This window comes from Cryobacterium sp. N19, assembly GCF_002929595.1.
GTDB classification, from domain to species: domain Bacteria; phylum Actinomycetota; class Actinomycetes; order Actinomycetales; family Microbacteriaceae; genus Cryobacterium; species Cryobacterium flavum.
Genome location: NZ_PJJR01000052.1, coordinates 326,428 through 341,356, shown reverse-complemented (window position 1 = coordinate 341,356; position 14,929 = coordinate 326,428). Strand labels below are relative to the sequence as shown.

Genomic DNA, 14,929 nt, shown 5'->3' with positions numbered 1-14,929 from the left:
CCGTGATCGAACACGCACAGGGCGGGCGTCTTCCGCTGCTGTCCCCGTCCGACCTCGACCCCGCCGGGCGACGCCTCTACGACGAGATCATCGCTCCCCCGCGCGGCGACGGGCCGTTCCTCGTGGTCGACGATGACGGGCTGCTGGCCGGCCCGTTCAACGCGCTGCTGTACTCCCCCGCCCTGGGTCAGGCCGTTTCGGCCCTCGGTGCCTCGCTGCGTTTTGCCGGCACGCTCGAGAACCGCACCCGCGAACTGCTGGTGTGCTTGATCGCCGCCGTATATGGCTGTGAGTACGAGTGGTACGCCCACAGCCGAGTGGCGGCCACGGTCGGAATCACGCCGCTTGAATTGCGGGCGCTTGCCCAGGGGGTGACGCCCGAGACGGCCACCGAGGCGGAGGCATCCGCTCTCGCCTTCGCGCTGGCGCTCGTGCGAGACCGCGCCGTCGATGCGGCCACCCACGCTCGGGCGGAACAGCATCACGGCCACGCCGGCCTGGTCGAGATCACCATCTTGGCCGGGTATTACCAGCTGCTGGCCGGTCTATTGATCGCGTTCGACGTTCCCGCTCCGTCTGGCGTCACGGAGGTCTCCTCATGATCGACACCGATACCGGGTCGCCGCTCGGCGGCATCAAGGTCGCCGATTTCTCCCGGGTATTGGCCGGTCCGTTCGCCTCCATGATGCTCGCCGACTTTGGAGCCGACGTCATCAAGATCGAGCACCCGGCCGGGGACGACACCCGGGCCTGGGTTCCGCCGGTCGACGCGAACGGCATGGGCTCCTACTTTGCCAGCGTGAACCGCAACAAGAGATCCGTCGTTTGCGACCTGCGCACCGAAGCCGGGTTGGCCGAAGCCCGCAGCATCGCCCTCGCCGCCGACGTGGTGATCGAGAATTTTCGTCCGGGCGTGATGGAAAAGTACGGACTTGACGATGCTTCGCTCCGACTGGAGCGACCGGATCTGGTCTACTGTTCGATCACCGGTTTCGGTACGGATGCCGGGGCTCACCTTCCCGGGTATGACCTGCTGGTGCAGGCCGTCGGTGGTCTCATGAGTGTGACCGGATCCCCCGATTCCGAGCCCAGCAAGGTGGGCGTCGCGCTCGTCGATGTGATCACCGGCCAAAACGCCGTCGTGGGAATCCTCGCCTCACTGCGGGTGCGCGATCGCACCGGGCAGGGGCAACGCGTGGAGGTGAACCTGCTCTCCTCGCTGCTGGCCGGCATGGTCAACCAGTCGTCGAGCACGCTCGCCACCGGAACGGCGCCGCGCCGAATGGGAAACGCACACCCGAGCATTGCGCCCTACGAAACCTTCAGCACCCAGGATGGCCCGATCGCCGTAGCGGTCGGCACCGACAAACAATTCGTCAACCTGGTGCGCGTACTCGGTCTGCCCGAGCTGGCCGACGACGACCGTTTCGGCAGCAATACCGAGCGTCTGGCCCACCGGGCTGCGCTCAAGGAACTGCTCGAGGAGCGCTTGCAGCATCGGCCTGGCGCAGAGTGGTCGGCCGCTCTGCTCTTGGCCGGAGTACCGGCCGGCAAGGTGAACTCGATTCTCGAAGCGCTCGAGCTTGCCACGACGCTCGGCCTTGCTCCCGTCGTGGACGTGACAGACGGCTCCCGTACCAGTCGGCAGATCGCTAACCCGATTCGCCTCTCCCAGACCCCCGCGCGCTATCTGCGACCGCCACCGTTGCTCGGCGAACACGCCGGAGCCACGTTCAACACCACAGCACTGAATACCACAGCAACCACCACGACCAGAAGGACAGCCCATGCTTGACACCTCAGATCTCATCGGCATTGAATCCCTGCTCACCGACACCGAGATCGCCCTGCGCGGAGAAGTTCGTTCCTTCGTCGACTCGTCGATCAAACCAAACATTGCGAATTGGTACGAGAAGGCGATTTTTCCGCTCGAAATTGTGCCGGAAATGGCCAAGCTCGGTCTTCTCGGCATGCACCTCAAGGGCTACGGCTGCCCCGGGCGCACGTCGGTGGAGTATGGCCTCGCGGCGATGGAACTGGAGGCAGGCGATTCCGGGCTGCGCACCTTCGTGAGCGTGCAGGGCTCCCTCGCCATGAGCGCGATTCACAAGCACGGCTCCGAGGAGCAGAAGAACGAGTGGCTGCCCCGCATGGCCGCCGGTGAGATCATCGGCTGCTTCGGCCTGACCGAGCCGACGGCCGGGTCTGACCCGGGAAGCATGACCACCTTCGCCCATCGTGATGGCTCCGACTGGGTGCTGAACGGCACGAAACGGTGGATCGGACTCGCCTCGGTGGCCCAGGTGGCCATCATTTGGGCGATGACCGGAGACGGTATCCGCGGGTTCATCGTGCCCACCGACACTCCCGGCTTCGTCGCGACCCCGATCGAGCCGAAGCTGTCGATGCGGGCGTCGATCCAGTGCGAAATCCAGCTCACCGACCTGCGACTGCCGGAGTCAGCGATGCTGCCGAAGGCTCGCGGTCTGCGCGGACCATTCGAGTGCCTCAACGAGGCGCGCTACGGCATCATCTGGGGCGCGATGGGCGCTGCCCGAGACAGCTACCTGACCGTTCTCGACTTCTCTCGCGAGCGGATGCAGTTCGGCAAGCCGCTCGCCGGCTACCAGCTGACCCAGCAGAAACTCGTCAACATGGCACTCGAAATCAACAAGGGAACCCTTCTGGCCCTGCAGATCGGGCGGCTCAAGGACCTCGGAACGCTGTCGACCCACCAAATCTCGGTGGGCAAGTTGAACAACTGCCGGGAGGCCATCGAAGTCTGCCGGGAAGCGCGGGCCATGCTCGGCGGGAACGGCATCACCCTGGACTATTCCCCGATGCGCCACGCGAACAACCTGGAAAGCGTGCGCACCTATGAAGGTACCGATGAGGTGCACACCCTCATTCTCGGGCAGCACATCACCGGCATCGCGGCCTTCCGCTGAGTAAGTGTGAGTGAGGGGTGGGTTAGAGTCATGACCGTGACACGACTAACTCCCCCCTCGGTGACCGGCCCCCGGCCATCGACGGCCCCGGAATTCGTCCTCAAGGAGCTGCGGCGGCTGATCGTCGTCGGCGAGCTGGTTCCCGACCAGCCGCTTCGCCAGGACACGCTCGCCGAACGCCTCGGGGTGAGCCGGGTGCCGGTTCGCGAGGCACTGAACACGCTGGCAGCCGAGGGTCGGGTGGTGCACGAGCCGCACCGTGGCTACCGGGTGGCGCGGTTGTCGTTGGGCGACCTGCTGGAGGTCTACCGACTTCGGCAGCTGCTCGAGACCGAAGCCGTGCGCACGACCATGGCCAATCCGCCGGCCGGCGTGCTGAGCGATTTTCGCGACGCTGCCCGCGCGGTCGAAATCGCCAGCGACGGTGGCGACCTCCTGGCGATGACCGAAGCCAATCGACGGTTTCACTTCGTGCTGGTGGCGGCAGCCGGGCTGCCGCGGCTGGAACGTATTGTCGGAGCCCTGTGGGACTCGACCGAGGCCTATCGGCTGCTGTACTACGAAACCCCCAGCAACCGGGAGCGCGTGGAGAGTGAACACTCGCAAATGGTGGAGGCTTTCGCCGCCGGCGACACCGACCGGCTGATCCAGCTCCTGGACGATCACCGGCGACACGCCACGAACGCGCTCCGTGCCCTGCTGACTTAGAGCACCAAACTCGTCCAAACTATAGCCGGTAGGATTTTACTATGGCACGAGACGACGCACCGGAACGCACAACGCACGCTGACAAGGTCTACGCCCTCTTGTTCGGCCAGTTGATGAACGGCACGTTCGATCCGGGTGCCGCGCTGAACATTCCCACGCTGTCGCGCGAGTTCGAGGTGAGCCAGACTCCGATCCGCGAGGCGCTCGCCCGTCTCGAACACACCGGGCTCGTGCATCGCGAAGCTCTTCGGGGCTACTTCGTGGCACCGCTGTTCAGCGAAGTCGAGCTGGATAAGCTGATGGAAGCCCGGCTCGTGCTCGAGCCGGCCCTGGCTCTGGAGGCTGGCCGGCGGGTGACGCCGGAGTTCCTCGCGAAACTCCTGGTGCCGATCGATGACCTGCTGCGCCTCTCGGAGTCCCAGGTGGTGCGTTCCTTTCGGGAGTACTGGTCGGCTGACGAGGATTTTCACTCTCTCATCGCCGAGCAGTCGGCGAACCCCTTTCTCGAGGGGGCCTATCGGTCCCTCGGCGGTCAGGTGCAGCGCTTTCGCCTGTTCGTGAAACTCGGTTCAGCGGATGCCCGGTTCGCTGCTGCAGAACACCGGCAGATCTACGATGCTTTCGTGGCGCGTGCGCCCGAAGCCGCTGCCGACCTGATGCGCCACCACATCGAGAGCGCCCGGTTGCGCGCTCTCAGTGATCGCAAAACCATCCTCGCGAACGAATAGCGGCGATTCGCCGGGTCAGACGACGCGAAAGCTCAGCTCGCCGATTCCGTCGACACCACCACGAACCTCGTTGCCGGCCACGATGGCGCCCACTCCGGCCGGAGTGCCGGTGAAGATCAGATCGCCCGGCCGGAGGGTGACGAAGCGCGACAGCGACGCGACCACTTCCGGAACGGACCAGATCTGGTCGGCGAGATCGCCGTGCTGGCGACTGTCGCCATCCACGCTCAGCCACACGGTTCCGGCAGCCGGATGGCCGATTCGGGCTGCTGCCACAAGCGGGGTGCAGGGGCCCGAGAAGTCGAACCCCTTGGAGAGATCCCACGGCCGCTTCAGCGCCTTGGCCTCGTCCTGGAGGTCGCGGCGCGTCAGGTCGATCCCGGCGCCGTAGCCCCAGACGTGGCTGAGGGCATCCGCTACCGTGATATCGCTGCCGCCGGCGCCGATCGCCACGACGAGTTCCATCTCGTAGTGCAGATTGGCGGTCTGCGGCGGGTAGGGCACCTTGTGCGGGGCGATCCCGAACTCCGGAACACCCTCGTCGACGGCGAACACGGCATCGGCCGGCTTGGCGAAGAAGAAGGGGGGCTCCCGATCGGGGTCGTTACCCAGTTCGCGCGCGTGATCGGCATAGTTGCGCCCCACGCAGAACACCCGGCGCAGGTAGTAGCGATCATCCGAGTCGATGATCGGAAGGCTGGGCGCGGTCGGCGGCGAAGAGACGGCAGACAGTGGATTGATCGGGTGCATTATTTCACTATAGTATGCTCTCAGTAAGCAAACTATAGGCGGGATCGAATCAATGAAGACTCACGTCATCGTCGCCGGAGCGGGCATCGTCGGACTTTCCACCGCGTACGAGCTCACGCGCCGAGGCCACCGCGTGACCGTGCTGGAGAAGGAACGCGGCGTTGCGGCGCACCAGACCGGCAACAATTCCGGCGTCATCCACTCCGGCCTGTACTACACCCCCGGAAGCCTGAAGGCGACGCTGGGCCAGGCCGGGGCCATTTCAATGGAGCGCTTCGCGAAAGACAACGGAGTCGCCATTGATATCTGCGGAAAACTCGTTGTCGCCACGAGTTCGTCTCAGATACCAGCGTTGGAACGACTCTACGAACGCGGCCAGGCCAACGGAGTGGGCTGCAGCATCGTCAGCGCGTCCGAGGCGCGCGAGGTTGAGCCTCACGTCAACGCCGTGGCCGCGTTGAAGGTGCCATCCACCGGCATCGTGGACTATCGCGGCGTGTGCGCCGCACTGCGTCGGCTGATCGAGCAGGGCGGCGGTGAAGTTCTCTTCGACCAGAAAATCGTCGGCGTGACGACCCATCCGGACGCGGTGACGGTCACCACGAAAGTGGCGGAATATCGCGCCGACGAGTTCGTGAACTGCGCCGGACTGCACAGCGACCGGGTCGCCAGTCTGGCCGGCCTGAAACCCGACGTGCGGATCATTCCGTTTCGGGGCGAATACTTTGAGCTCACGCCCGAGTCGACGCACCTGGTGAACGGCCTCATCTATCCGGTGCCGAACCCGGCGTTTCCGTTCCTCGGAGTGCACCTGACCAAAATGGTCAAGGGGGGCGTTCACGCCGGACCCAATGCCGTCTTCGCCCTCGCCCGCGAAGGCTATACCTGGCTTCAGATCAACCCCCGGGATACCTGGGAAAGCGCCAGATGGCCAGGTTTGTGGAAGTTGGGCAAGAAGTTCTGGCGAAACGGACTCGATGAGGTCGCCCGTTCCCTGTCGCAGAAGCGCTTTCTGGCGAGCCTGCGCGAGCTCGTTCCCGCACTGGCCGACGACAGTCTGGTGCCCACCCACGCCGGAGTACGCGCTCAGGCCATGCGACGAGACGGCAGCCTGGTCGACGATTTCTACTTTGAACGCGCCCCCCGGCAAATTCACGTGCTGAATGCGCCATCCCCCGCCGCGACGGCCGGGCTGGAAATCGGCCGGGCTGTTGCCGATGAATTGGCAGCCCTACGATGACCGAGCCGACGCGCGTGGTGCTGCCGCGCATTCTGGTTCCGGCCGCCCTGCCGGCGCGGGATCGCGGCAACGGCGCATCCACTGTTGCTCTCGTCACCAAAGCGATTGGCGCAGACACTTTTCTCAATGGCCTGACGACCTTCGAACCTGGGGCAGCGATCGGCCACCACAGCCACAACTGTATCGAGAGCGTGGTCGTCGTTCAGGGTGAAGCAGTCGTGAACATCGACGGCGTTGACACACGGTTGTCGACCTTCGACACCACCTTTGTTCCCGCCGATATTCCGCATCACTTTCGCAATGCGTCGCTGGTCAACCCCATGCGCATCCTCTGGACCTACGGGTCAGCCGATGCGACCCGCACAATGGTGGACACCGGCGTCACGGGCCGGATCGACGGCGAAGACCACGGTTAGCCCCTTCCCGTTGAACGGCGCTAGGCGCGCGCGTCGCCGAATCTGCGGTCGACGAAAGCGTGATGGGCGATGCCGAGGTGGGCAGCCATGAGCGCGGCCGCCACCTCGGGGTGCTGTTTCAGGATGGCGACGGCGAGATCACGGTGAAACGCCACGCTGCGGGCGATATCCTCGTCGGAGTAGTAATAGAAGGTACCCAGCGACAGTGACGACGCCGTGAGCGTGCGCACGATCTGAACCAGTCGGGGGGCTCTGGCCGCCGCCAGAATGAGATCGTGGAACTCCTGGTTGTTCGTCAGGAGTTCCGCGCGATAGCTCGGCGACCGCGCTTCAATGATCGCCTCCATCGCCCGCACCGATTCAAACAACGCATCGGCTTCATCGTCCGAGCGGATGAGCGCGGCCAGCCCCGCCGCTTTGGACTCCAAATTTTGTCGCAGGTCAAAGACTTCGTCGATGTCCGAGCGGGTCAGCTGCGCCACGAAAGCACCCCGATGGGGTTCCGTGATGACCAGACTTTCCTCGGTCAACCGGCGCAAGGCCGCACGCACGGGAGAACGGCTGACGCCGAGCTCAGCGGTGAGAACGGACTCGAGCAGGTGCTGGCCTGGTGGATAGGCACCCGACACGATGCGGCCCCGCACCACCGCGTAAACGCTGTCGTCTGCACCTGCCATTGTTCTTCCCGTTCTCAGTTGACTCGGCTGCTGTACAGCAGCTGTAGCTTAGCGTCAGTGTTCTCGCGACATTTTCGCCCGGGGGTCATGGTGCGACAAACGTTCCAGCAGGTAATCAACCTCGGCCTTGGTTGTTTCTGTCATTCGGCCGGACGGTGACCGTTGGGCTGCGGAAGCGAGAACACCACGGCGCGCGAAGACGTACTTGCGAACCGCCAGACCGATTCCCGGCTGCTGCTCGTAACGAATTAGCGGCAGGTGGGCGTCGAACAGGTCGTGGGCCGCGTCGCGGTTCCCCGCAGCGGCCAACGCCACCGTGTCGACGAGCATTTCCGGAAAGCAATAGCCGGTCATGGCGCCGTCGGCACCACGTTCCGTTTCGAAGTCCAGAAAGAGGCCGCCATTGCCGCAGAGGATCGACAGCCGAGGCATGCTGCCGTCAGCTTCATAGCCGCGCAGGGTGGTGATCTTCTCGAGCCCCGGCCAATCCTCGTGCTTGAGCATGAGGGCGTTGTCGTTCTCGAGGGCAATCCGTCGAATCACCTGGGGCGTCATCACCACCGAGAAGGTCAGCGGGTAATCCTGGATAACGAACGGTGTTTCGGCGCCGATGGCCGCACTGGCACCCGCGTAGTAACCCACGATTTGATCGTCGGTGCGCAGCGAAACGGGTGGGGCAATCATGACGCCCGCCGCTCCGGCATCCATCACGGCCGCCGTTAGGGCCTGCATCGCCGCAAAGCCCGGTGCGGACGCTCCGACGATGATGGGAAAGGTCGTGCGTTCCACGAACCGCGTGGCGATCCGCACGGCTTCCTCGGCCGAGAGCTTCGGTGCTTCGCCGAGCTGTCCCAGAACGGTCAGCCCATCGACACCAGACTCGTTGTAGAACTCGATCAGGCGGTCGAGCGAGACGTAGTCCACCGCCCCGTCCTCGAGGAAGGGGGTGGGGGCGATGGCGTAGACCCCGGCGGTAGAACGCGAAAATGCTCCCACCTTCGCCATCGTGCTAGCCGTGTGCGCAGTCATCCGCTCAGACACTGGCGATCAATCCTCCATCAATACGAATGGTCGACCCGGTGATGTAGGAAGCCGCCTCGCTGGCCAGGAACGCGACCGTTTTGCCGTACTCATCGGGGGTGCCGTAGCGGCCGAGCGGAATAGCGGCTTCGCTCTCGGCGGTCACGTCGGCCACCGCACGATTCTCGCGTGTCGCCTTCGCTTCGTCGAGAAAGGCGATGCGGCCAGTAAGGATGCGGCCGGGCAGCACGGTGTTCGCGGTGATGCCATCGCCACCGACTTCGCGTGCCAGGGTCTTTGACCACCCGACCAGGGTCGACCGCAGGGCATTCGACAATCCCAGATTCGGGATGGGGGCGATCACTCCCGAACTCGTGTTCGTGATGATGCGACCCCACTGTCGTTCGCGCATTCCGGGAAGCACTCGATCGGTCAGTGCGATCACCGGAAGGACCATCGATTGGAAGTAGCTGGTCCACTCTGCGGCGGGTACTCCGCTGACCGGCGTTGGTTTGGGTCCGCCGGTCATATTGATGAGGATGTCGATTCCGCCCAGGCGCTGTTCAATCAGGCTGACCTGTCGGTCCATCTCGACCAGATCGGCGAGGTCCCAGGCGAAGGCTTCGGCTCGGCCTCCGGCGTCGGTGATGGCGCTGACGGTGGCAGCGGCCCCCGCCAGGGTTCTGCTGGCGACAGCGACAGAAACGCCCTCGGCGGCCAGGGCGCGGGCGATGGCTCCTCCCAGGCCACCGCCGGCACCCAGCACGAGTGCCGTTTTCGTTCCGATTCCTAGGTCCATGGTGATCCTTTCGTTGACGTGCCGGCGGTCAGTTCTCGTTGCGCGCGAGCGTGGATTCGAGCAGCCAAGCTACCGCTGAGTCAATGTGATCTGCCGTGCCCGGAGGTGCCGGGTTCTCGCGCAGGGAACGAATCGTTTGCTCGTAACGCCCTGAGGTGCCGGCGAGTACCGTTCCCGGCAGGCCGATGTCATTCAGCTGGTCGATGGCCCGATGAACCTCATGGGATCGCCGCTCGGCGTGCATCACGTGCGTGCGCACGATGGCGTTGAGAAATTGCGTGAATCCGGCCTGGTTGATGTCTTCGAGAACCAGGTACAGCTCGTCCCGAACACCCTGGCTCTCGGCCGCGATCAGGCATTCCACTCCGAGTGCTTCCAGCCCCTTGGTGAGCACCGTGCGCAAAAGCTTCAACGTCATGGCATCGCCCGGCTCACCATCGGCGAGTGCACGGGCCGGGGCCTGAATCGTCGCGAAATCGGCCAGCGCGGTTTCCGCTCGAGGCCCGGCGAGCAGGATCGGGGTCTGCAACCCGGTGAGTGCGATGGCGCCCATGATCGCGGCGTCGACATACGCGACGTTCCTGGCGGACATCCGCTGGCCCATTTCTTTCTTGCCCGCGGTGGTCGCGGTACTCAGATCGACGTAGACCGTGTCGGCACGAAGAAAAGGCAGGGCGGCTTCGGCCGCGCTGTCTGCGACATCGCCGGGCACGCAGGCCCAGACCCGATCTACCTCGCCGAGCCACTCGCCAATGGTTTCCTTCAACTCGACGTCGAGGTGCCGGGCGCATTCCCGGGCTTGCGATGAGGGGAACGAATCGCACAGCACCACGTCGAATGCCGCTGCCGCGGCGGCAGCATAGAGCCGTCCGACCTCGCCACAACCGATGATGGCCAGCTTCATTGGGTTCCTGTCCATCGAATTGATTGGGTTCGCACTAACTGCATTGATCCCGACTGTACGAAATTTAGACAATCCTGTCAATGTTGAGGAATTACATGCCGATAATTCGGGTTTGTTGACGTAGATGGTACGACGAATGTATAAATGTACAGAGGGATGATCACATTCCCAAGCCCGCTCGAACCAATGAAGTTTGGAGCACACAGCTCATGACCATCCGCTCTCGTTCAATCCCGCAACGACGCACAGTACGCATTGCCATTGCCGCTCTCGCGGTACCGGCCCTCTTTCTCACCGCCTGCAGTGACGGCGGCGGCGCGGCCGGCGGCTCCACCGCCCTGTCCATTGCGGCCGGGGGCACCGGCGGTGTGTACTACCCGCTGGGTGGCGGTATCGCCACAATGATCGGCAACGACATCGAGGGGTATAGCGCCACCGTCCAGGAAACGAACGCATCCGTCGACAATCTGCTTCTGATCCAGACAGGCGCGGCCGACTTGGCCCTCGTGGTGGGCGATGTGGTCTCCGATGCCGTGGATGGTGTCGGTTCCTTCGCGGACAATCCTGCCGACATCTGCTCGCTCGGTAACCTCTACAACAACTACATGCAGCTGGTCACCTCGTCCGGCACCGGCATTGAAAGCGTTGAAGACATGAAGGGCTTGCGCGTCTCCGTCGGATCCCCGTCCTCGGCCACCGAAGTCGGCGCCGTCCGCATTCTCGAAGCCGCCGGCATTAACGTAGAGACCGACATCGACCGCCGCCAGCTCGGCGCCGCCGAGACCGCCGACGCACTGCGCGACGGCACGATTGACGCCGGCTTCTGGTCTGGCGGCCTCCCCACCGGTGCGCTGGTCGACTATGCCAGCACCGGCGACATGGTGCTGGTGAACTTCGGCGAATACGCCGATGCTCTCGCCACCGAATTCGGTGCCTACTACGTCGAACAGGACATCCCGGCCAACACTTACGAGGGCCAGACCGAAGCCGTGTCGGTGATCGTCTCGCCGAACCTGCTGGTCGCCAGCAATGACATGGACGAGACCCTGCAGGAGCAGATCACGGCAGCCATCTTCGACAATAAGGAAGCCTTGATTCAGGTGCATCCGGCAGCCGAGGAACTGGACGCCGCGACGGCCGGTAACGTTCCCTACATCACCACCTGCGCGGGCGCCCAGACGTACTTCGACCAGGCCAGCTAAACCGCGATGCGCAAGCCAGCCGTTGCCATCGCGGCGGCGCTCGTCACACTCACCGTCGGCGCTTTCGGCCTCGTCACCGCCTTCGGGCCGGTCGGCGCCAGCGCCGACGGGGGCGGCGAACGGATGATCGTGGTCCGTGACCAGGACGGCGACGTGCTGGCCAGCCTTCCGCTGAACGGAGACTCGTTCTCCGTCAGCTATCGCAATTCGATCTACCAGACCATGGCTGAGGAACGCTACGTCGTTGCCGCCGACGGAAAATACGAACTGGTCGAAATAGCGGCCGATCAGCTGGCCGTGATCGAAGAGTATTACGCCGTGCCCGACGCTCCGCGCCGCGCATCGCCCGGCGACCGACGCGCCTATGTCGTCGAGCCGGACCCCAGGCATCCGGCCGTGTTCGAGGCGCTCTCGATCGCGGCAACCGACCTCGGCGAACGAACCATTCACATTCCCGGGTCGTCGCCCTACGCACTCTGGCAGCTTGTCGACGATGCCGCCCCCTACCTAGTACTTGAGATCGAGGAGACACCATGACCCAGGAAACGGGCGGCAGCGCAGCCGTCAACACCAAATCACCGCCGAGCGCACCGGGCGGCACCGCATCGGACCTGCTCGACGAGGCCGATCCCAAAATCGATGAGGAAGCGCTACTCGCGGAGTTCGATGCTGAAATACCCGCGCGCAAGCTCAGCGGTGTTCCCCAGCTCGTGGTCAAGATCATGGGGGTCGCTCTTTCCCTGTTCGGTCTGTACTGGGTTTTCAACCCGATGGCCTCGCAGTTCTACCTCCCCGCATTCCTGATGCTCGCCCTGTCGGCCACCTTTCTCGCCTACCGTGGTTGGGGCAGCAAGAACAAGGCCAAGGCCCCGGGCGCGAAAGACAACCCCCGCGTCGCGGACTGGTTACTCGCCGTGGTCGCGGTTGTGCCCTTTGCGTACATCATCTCCGACTGGGACGCATTCTTTCGTCGGGCGATCATTCCCACCGACCTCGACGTCATCATGGGCACGCTCGCCATTCTGGTGACTCTCGAAGCCGCGCGCCGCACCGTGGGTCTGATGATCCCCATTGCCGTCATTGTCTTCTTCGCCTACGCCCATTGGGGTTCCTATATTCCGGGCGTGTTCGGCACCTCATCGTTCGACTGGTCCCGCCTCGTCGGTCACAACATTATGGGCACCCAGGGATTGTTCGGCGTTCCCACCAATGTGGCGGCCACCTTCGTGATTCTGTTCACCCTGTACGGCGCCGTCCTGACCGGTTCCGGGGCGAGCAAATTTTTCATCGATCTCTCGTTCGCAGCCTTCGGACGATCCGCTGCAGGCCCTGGTCGCACTGTCACCCTGGCCGGCTTCCTGCTCGGCACAGTTTCCGGTTCCGGCGTTGCCACCACGGTGACCCTCGGTGGAATCTCCTGGCCACTGCTGCGCCGTGCCGGCTACCCGCGCGAGCACGGCGGCGCCCTACTCGCGGCTGCCGGTATCGGCGCGATCATGGCTCCGCCGATGATGGGTGCTGCGGCCTTCATCATCGCTGCTCTGCTCGGCGTCTCTTACCTGCAGGTGCTGATCTGGGCCATCATTCCGACGATCCTGTACTACTTCGGACTCATCCTCTCCATTGAAATGGACTCGCGCCGCTTCAAGACGACCGACGTGAAGATGGAGGTGAAGCCGATCGGCAAGCTCCTGCTGCGGTTCGGCTACCACTTCAGTTCGCTCGCTGCGATCGTGGTGTTCATGTCGTTCGGGATGACGCCGTTCCGCGCCGTTGTCTACGCCACGGTGCTTGCCCTCGTGCTGAGCTTCTTTGATCGCTCGTCGTGGATGACGCCACGTCGAATCTGGGACGCCTTGGCCACGGGAGCCGCCGGCGCCATGTCGATCATCCCCGTGATGGCCGCGGCCGGCCTCATCGTCGGCGTGCTCACTCTCACCGGCCTCGGGCTGAAGCTGGCGGGCATCATCGTGTCCGCCGCCGGCGGCAACCTGCTGCTGACGGCCATCCTCTCCGCTGTCGCGGTCACCCTGCTCGGCCTGGCCGTTCCGGTCACGGCGAGCTTCATCATCTCCTGGGTCATCATCGGTCCGGCCCTGCAGGACGTCGGTGTGCCGGCATTCGCCGCGGCCATGTTCATCTTCTACTACTCGGTGCTCAGCGAGGTGTCCCCGCCGACGGCGCTGTCGCCGTTCGCAGCATCCGCTATTACCGGTGGCAAACCCATCACGACGATGTGGCTGACCTGGAAGTACACCCTCACGGCCTTCCTGGTGCCATTCGTATTCGTGCTGTCCGAGGCCGGGATCGGCCTGCTCCTGCAGGGTGGGGTCTGGTCAATCGTGCTGGCGACTGTGACTTCCCTGCTGGCTGTCGCCGCTCTCGCTGTCGCAACCGGCGGCTGGCTCTGGGGCCCGGCGAAGTTGCCGGAGCGGCTCCTGATCGGTGGCGGTGCCTTGCCGCTCGTCACCCTGTCCCTCCTCCCCATGGCCATCGGGGTCGGCATGATCGTGCTGGGAATCGTCGTGCACCTGATCGGGCGTCGGCGTCGGGCCGCCGAGACAGCCGAACCGGCAGTCTCACACAGCGCCACGGCCTGATCCGCGGGGTGACCAAGCGTGTTGGTCGCCCCCCGCTTCACCCTGTAGACCACATTTCGCGCTACGTGAAAGGCTGCCCATGCGTCTCTGTACTGTTCGTGAAGGTTCGTTTGAAATCGCCGCCGTCATCCTTCCTGACCGCGGAGCAGCGCTGATTCGCGATCTCCTGCCGGGCTTCACGGGCGACGTGCTTGAGGTCCTGACTGCGGGCACAGCGGATGCGATCGAGGCGGCAGCTCTCGCCGCTGACGCTTCGATCTTTCGCCCGACGGATTCCGTGACGTTCGGTGCGCCGTATCGGCACCCCCGCATGTTGTGGGGCATCGGATTGAACTATGTGGAACATGCGTCGGATCTCGCCGAGGGCGTACCGGACGAGCCAGCCTCGTTCATCAAGGGCGACCACACCATCATCGGTCCGGGCGAGAACATCCCGATCCCCTGGCAAAGCATCCGCACCACCGCTGAGGCCGAACTGGGCATCGTGATCGGACGATACTGCCGCAACGTTGAACCGGACGATGCGTTGGGCTATGTGGCCGGCGTGGTTCCGCTCCTCGACCAGACGGCCGAAGATATCCTGCAGAGAAATCCCCGGTTTCTGACGCGGTCGAAGAACTTTCCCGGGTTCTTCTCCTTCGGGCCGGGCATCGTTCCGTTGTCAGAAGTGTTTGAGTCCTACGATTCTTTGGCCGACGTCACGGTGTCAACGGTCATCAACGGTGCCGTTCATCGCAGTAACACCGTTTCAAACATGCGCTACGACCCGGCTTTCCTCATCAGCTTTCACAGCAAGGTCATGCCGCTCTATCCCGGCGATATCATTTCGACCGGAACGCCCGGTGCGGTGCAGGTTCGGCCGGGGGATGTCGCGGAGTGTCGCATCCCGGGGATCGGTGTTCTGCAGAATCCCGTTGTGGACCAGTCGCGCTAAAGC

16 protein-coding genes are annotated in these 14,929 nt (G+C 64.1%); 11 read left to right on the top strand and 5 right to left on the bottom strand.

The window, feature by feature from the left end:
* The first annotated feature begins 2 nt into the window (after positions 1-2).
* The 5 genes from CXY78_RS15210 to CXY78_RS15190 are packed head-to-tail and all read left to right on the top strand — an operon-like array spanning position 3 to position 4,384.
* Entirely contained in the window at positions 3-602 is a 600-nt protein-coding gene (locus CXY78_RS15210) for a carboxymuconolactone decarboxylase family protein (RefSeq protein WP_233206205.1), read from the top strand.
* A complete protein-coding gene (locus CXY78_RS15205) occupies positions 599-1,795 on the top strand; it encodes a CaiB/BaiF CoA-transferase family protein (protein ID WP_104090061.1) in 1,197 nt (398 codons plus the stop codon). Before CXY78_RS15210 ends, CXY78_RS15205 begins: the two co-directional genes overlap by 4 nt.
* Positions 1,788-2,948, top strand: coding sequence for an acyl-CoA dehydrogenase family protein (locus tag CXY78_RS15200; RefSeq protein ID WP_104090059.1), 1,161 nt, complete (start codon positions 1,788-1,790; stop codon positions 2,946-2,948). The genes CXY78_RS15205 and CXY78_RS15200 overlap by 8 nt, the downstream gene beginning before the upstream one ends.
* A 36-nt stretch (positions 2,949-2,984) precedes the next feature.
* Positions 2,985-3,656, top strand: coding sequence for a GntR family transcriptional regulator (locus CXY78_RS15195; RefSeq protein WP_233206204.1), 672 nt, complete (start codon positions 2,985-2,987; stop codon positions 3,654-3,656).
* A gap of 41 nt (positions 3,657-3,697) precedes the next feature.
* Entirely contained in the window at positions 3,698-4,384 is a 687-nt protein-coding gene (locus CXY78_RS15190) for a GntR family transcriptional regulator (protein ID WP_104090057.1), read from the top strand.
* 15 nt (positions 4,385-4,399) lie between these two features.
* On the opposite strand, the gene CXY78_RS15185 is transcribed toward CXY78_RS15190, so the two are convergent.
* Positions 4,400-5,134, bottom strand: a complete 735-nt coding sequence (locus CXY78_RS15185; RefSeq protein WP_092338197.1) for a fumarylacetoacetate hydrolase family protein — start codon at positions 5,132-5,134, stop codon at positions 4,400-4,402.
* Positions 5,135-5,186: 52 nt separating this feature from the next.
* On the opposite strand from CXY78_RS15185, the gene lhgO reads away from it, so the two are divergent.
* Together lhgO and CXY78_RS15175 are read left to right on the top strand one after the other, a co-directional pair.
* Positions 5,187-6,374: an L-2-hydroxyglutarate oxidase gene (lhgO, locus tag CXY78_RS15180; RefSeq protein WP_104090055.1), complete on the top strand. Its 1,188-nt coding sequence runs from the start codon at positions 5,187-5,189 to the stop codon at positions 6,372-6,374.
* The gene (locus CXY78_RS15175; protein WP_104090053.1) at positions 6,371-6,790 is read left to right on the top strand and encodes a cupin domain-containing protein; all 420 of its coding nucleotides are present in this window, start codon (positions 6,371-6,373) and stop codon (positions 6,788-6,790) included. The genes lhgO and CXY78_RS15175 overlap by 4 nt, the downstream gene beginning before the upstream one ends.
* 20 nt (positions 6,791-6,810) lie before the next feature.
* On the opposite strand, the gene CXY78_RS15170 is transcribed toward CXY78_RS15175, so the two are convergent.
* The 4 genes from CXY78_RS15170 to CXY78_RS15155 are packed head-to-tail and all read right to left on the bottom strand — an operon-like array spanning position 6,811 to position 10,190.
* Positions 6,811-7,467, bottom strand: coding sequence for a GntR family transcriptional regulator (locus tag CXY78_RS15170; protein WP_092338203.1), 657 nt, complete (start codon positions 7,465-7,467; stop codon positions 6,811-6,813).
* A gap of 54 nt (positions 7,468-7,521) precedes the next feature.
* Complete coding sequence (locus CXY78_RS15165; RefSeq protein ID WP_199181896.1) at positions 7,522-8,496, bottom strand: dihydrodipicolinate synthase family protein; 975 nt, start codon at positions 8,494-8,496, stop codon at positions 7,522-7,524.
* Between the two features lie 4 nt (positions 8,497-8,500).
* The gene (locus tag CXY78_RS15160; protein WP_104090049.1) at positions 8,501-9,286 is read right to left on the bottom strand and encodes an SDR family oxidoreductase; all 786 of its coding nucleotides are present in this window, start codon (positions 9,284-9,286) and stop codon (positions 8,501-8,503) included.
* A 28-nt stretch (positions 9,287-9,314) separates the two neighbouring features.
* Complete coding sequence (locus tag CXY78_RS15155) at positions 9,315-10,190, bottom strand: NAD(P)-binding domain-containing protein (RefSeq protein ID WP_104090047.1); 876 nt, start codon at positions 10,188-10,190, stop codon at positions 9,315-9,317.
* Between the two features lie 209 nt (positions 10,191-10,399).
* Between CXY78_RS15155 and CXY78_RS15150 the strand changes: the two genes are divergently transcribed.
* The 4 genes from CXY78_RS15150 (at position 10,400) to CXY78_RS15135 (ending at position 14,926) form a co-directional block, all read left to right on the top strand.
* Positions 10,400-11,392 (top strand): TAXI family TRAP transporter solute-binding subunit, encoded by a 993-nt coding sequence (locus CXY78_RS15150; protein WP_092338209.1) that lies wholly within the window; start codon positions 10,400-10,402, stop codon positions 11,390-11,392.
* 6 nt (positions 11,393-11,398) lie between these two features.
* The gene (locus tag CXY78_RS15145; RefSeq protein ID WP_092338211.1) at positions 11,399-11,929 is read left to right on the top strand and encodes a hypothetical protein; all 531 of its coding nucleotides are present in this window, start codon (positions 11,399-11,401) and stop codon (positions 11,927-11,929) included.
* On the top strand, positions 11,926-13,992 hold the full coding sequence (locus CXY78_RS15140; protein WP_104090045.1) for a TRAP transporter fused permease subunit: 2,067 nt from the start codon (positions 11,926-11,928) through the stop codon (positions 13,990-13,992). The genes CXY78_RS15145 and CXY78_RS15140 overlap by 4 nt, the downstream gene beginning before the upstream one ends.
* A 79-nt stretch (positions 13,993-14,071) precedes the next feature.
* The gene (locus tag CXY78_RS15135; protein WP_104090044.1) at positions 14,072-14,926 is read left to right on the top strand and encodes a fumarylacetoacetate hydrolase family protein; all 855 of its coding nucleotides are present in this window, start codon (positions 14,072-14,074) and stop codon (positions 14,924-14,926) included.
* Positions 14,927-14,929: the final 3 nt, after the last annotated feature.

Excerpts from the sequence above, each read along its gene's own strand:
- CXY78_RS15205 (WP_104090061.1), top strand. The coding sequence starts at position 599 with ATGATCGACACCGATACCGGGTCGCCGCTCGGCGGCATCAAGGTCGCC.
- CXY78_RS15200 (WP_104090059.1), top strand. The coding sequence starts at position 1,788 with ATGCTTGACACCTCAGATCTCATCGGCATTGAATCCCTGCTCACCGAC.
- CXY78_RS15190 (WP_104090057.1), top strand. The coding sequence starts at position 3,698 with ATGGCACGAGACGACGCACCGGAACGCACAACGCACGCTGACAAGGTC.
- CXY78_RS15185 (WP_092338197.1), bottom strand. The coding sequence starts at position 5,134 with ATGCACCCGATCAATCCACTGTCTGCCGTCTCTTCGCCGCCGACCGCG.
- lhgO (WP_104090055.1), top strand. The coding sequence starts at position 5,187 with ATGAAGACTCACGTCATCGTCGCCGGAGCGGGCATCGTCGGACTTTCC.
- CXY78_RS15175 (WP_104090053.1), top strand. The coding sequence starts at position 6,371 with ATGACCGAGCCGACGCGCGTGGTGCTGCCGCGCATTCTGGTTCCGGCC.
- CXY78_RS15170 (WP_092338203.1), bottom strand. The coding sequence starts at position 7,467 with ATGGCAGGTGCAGACGACAGCGTTTACGCGGTGGTGCGGGGCCGCATC.
- CXY78_RS15165 (WP_199181896.1), bottom strand. The coding sequence starts at position 8,496 with ATGACTGCGCACACGGCTAGCACGATGGCGAAGGTGGGAGCATTTTCG.
- CXY78_RS15160 (WP_104090049.1), bottom strand. The coding sequence starts at position 9,286 with ATGGACCTAGGAATCGGAACGAAAACGGCACTCGTGCTGGGTGCCGGC.
- CXY78_RS15155 (WP_104090047.1), bottom strand. The coding sequence starts at position 10,190 with ATGAAGCTGGCCATCATCGGTTGTGGCGAGGTCGGACGGCTCTATGCT.
- CXY78_RS15150 (WP_092338209.1), top strand. The coding sequence starts at position 10,400 with ATGACCATCCGCTCTCGTTCAATCCCGCAACGACGCACAGTACGCATT.
- CXY78_RS15145 (WP_092338211.1), top strand. The coding sequence starts at position 11,399 with ATGCGCAAGCCAGCCGTTGCCATCGCGGCGGCGCTCGTCACACTCACC.
- CXY78_RS15140 (WP_104090045.1), top strand. The coding sequence starts at position 11,926 with ATGACCCAGGAAACGGGCGGCAGCGCAGCCGTCAACACCAAATCACCG.
- CXY78_RS15135 (WP_104090044.1), top strand. The coding sequence starts at position 14,072 with ATGCGTCTCTGTACTGTTCGTGAAGGTTCGTTTGAAATCGCCGCCGTC.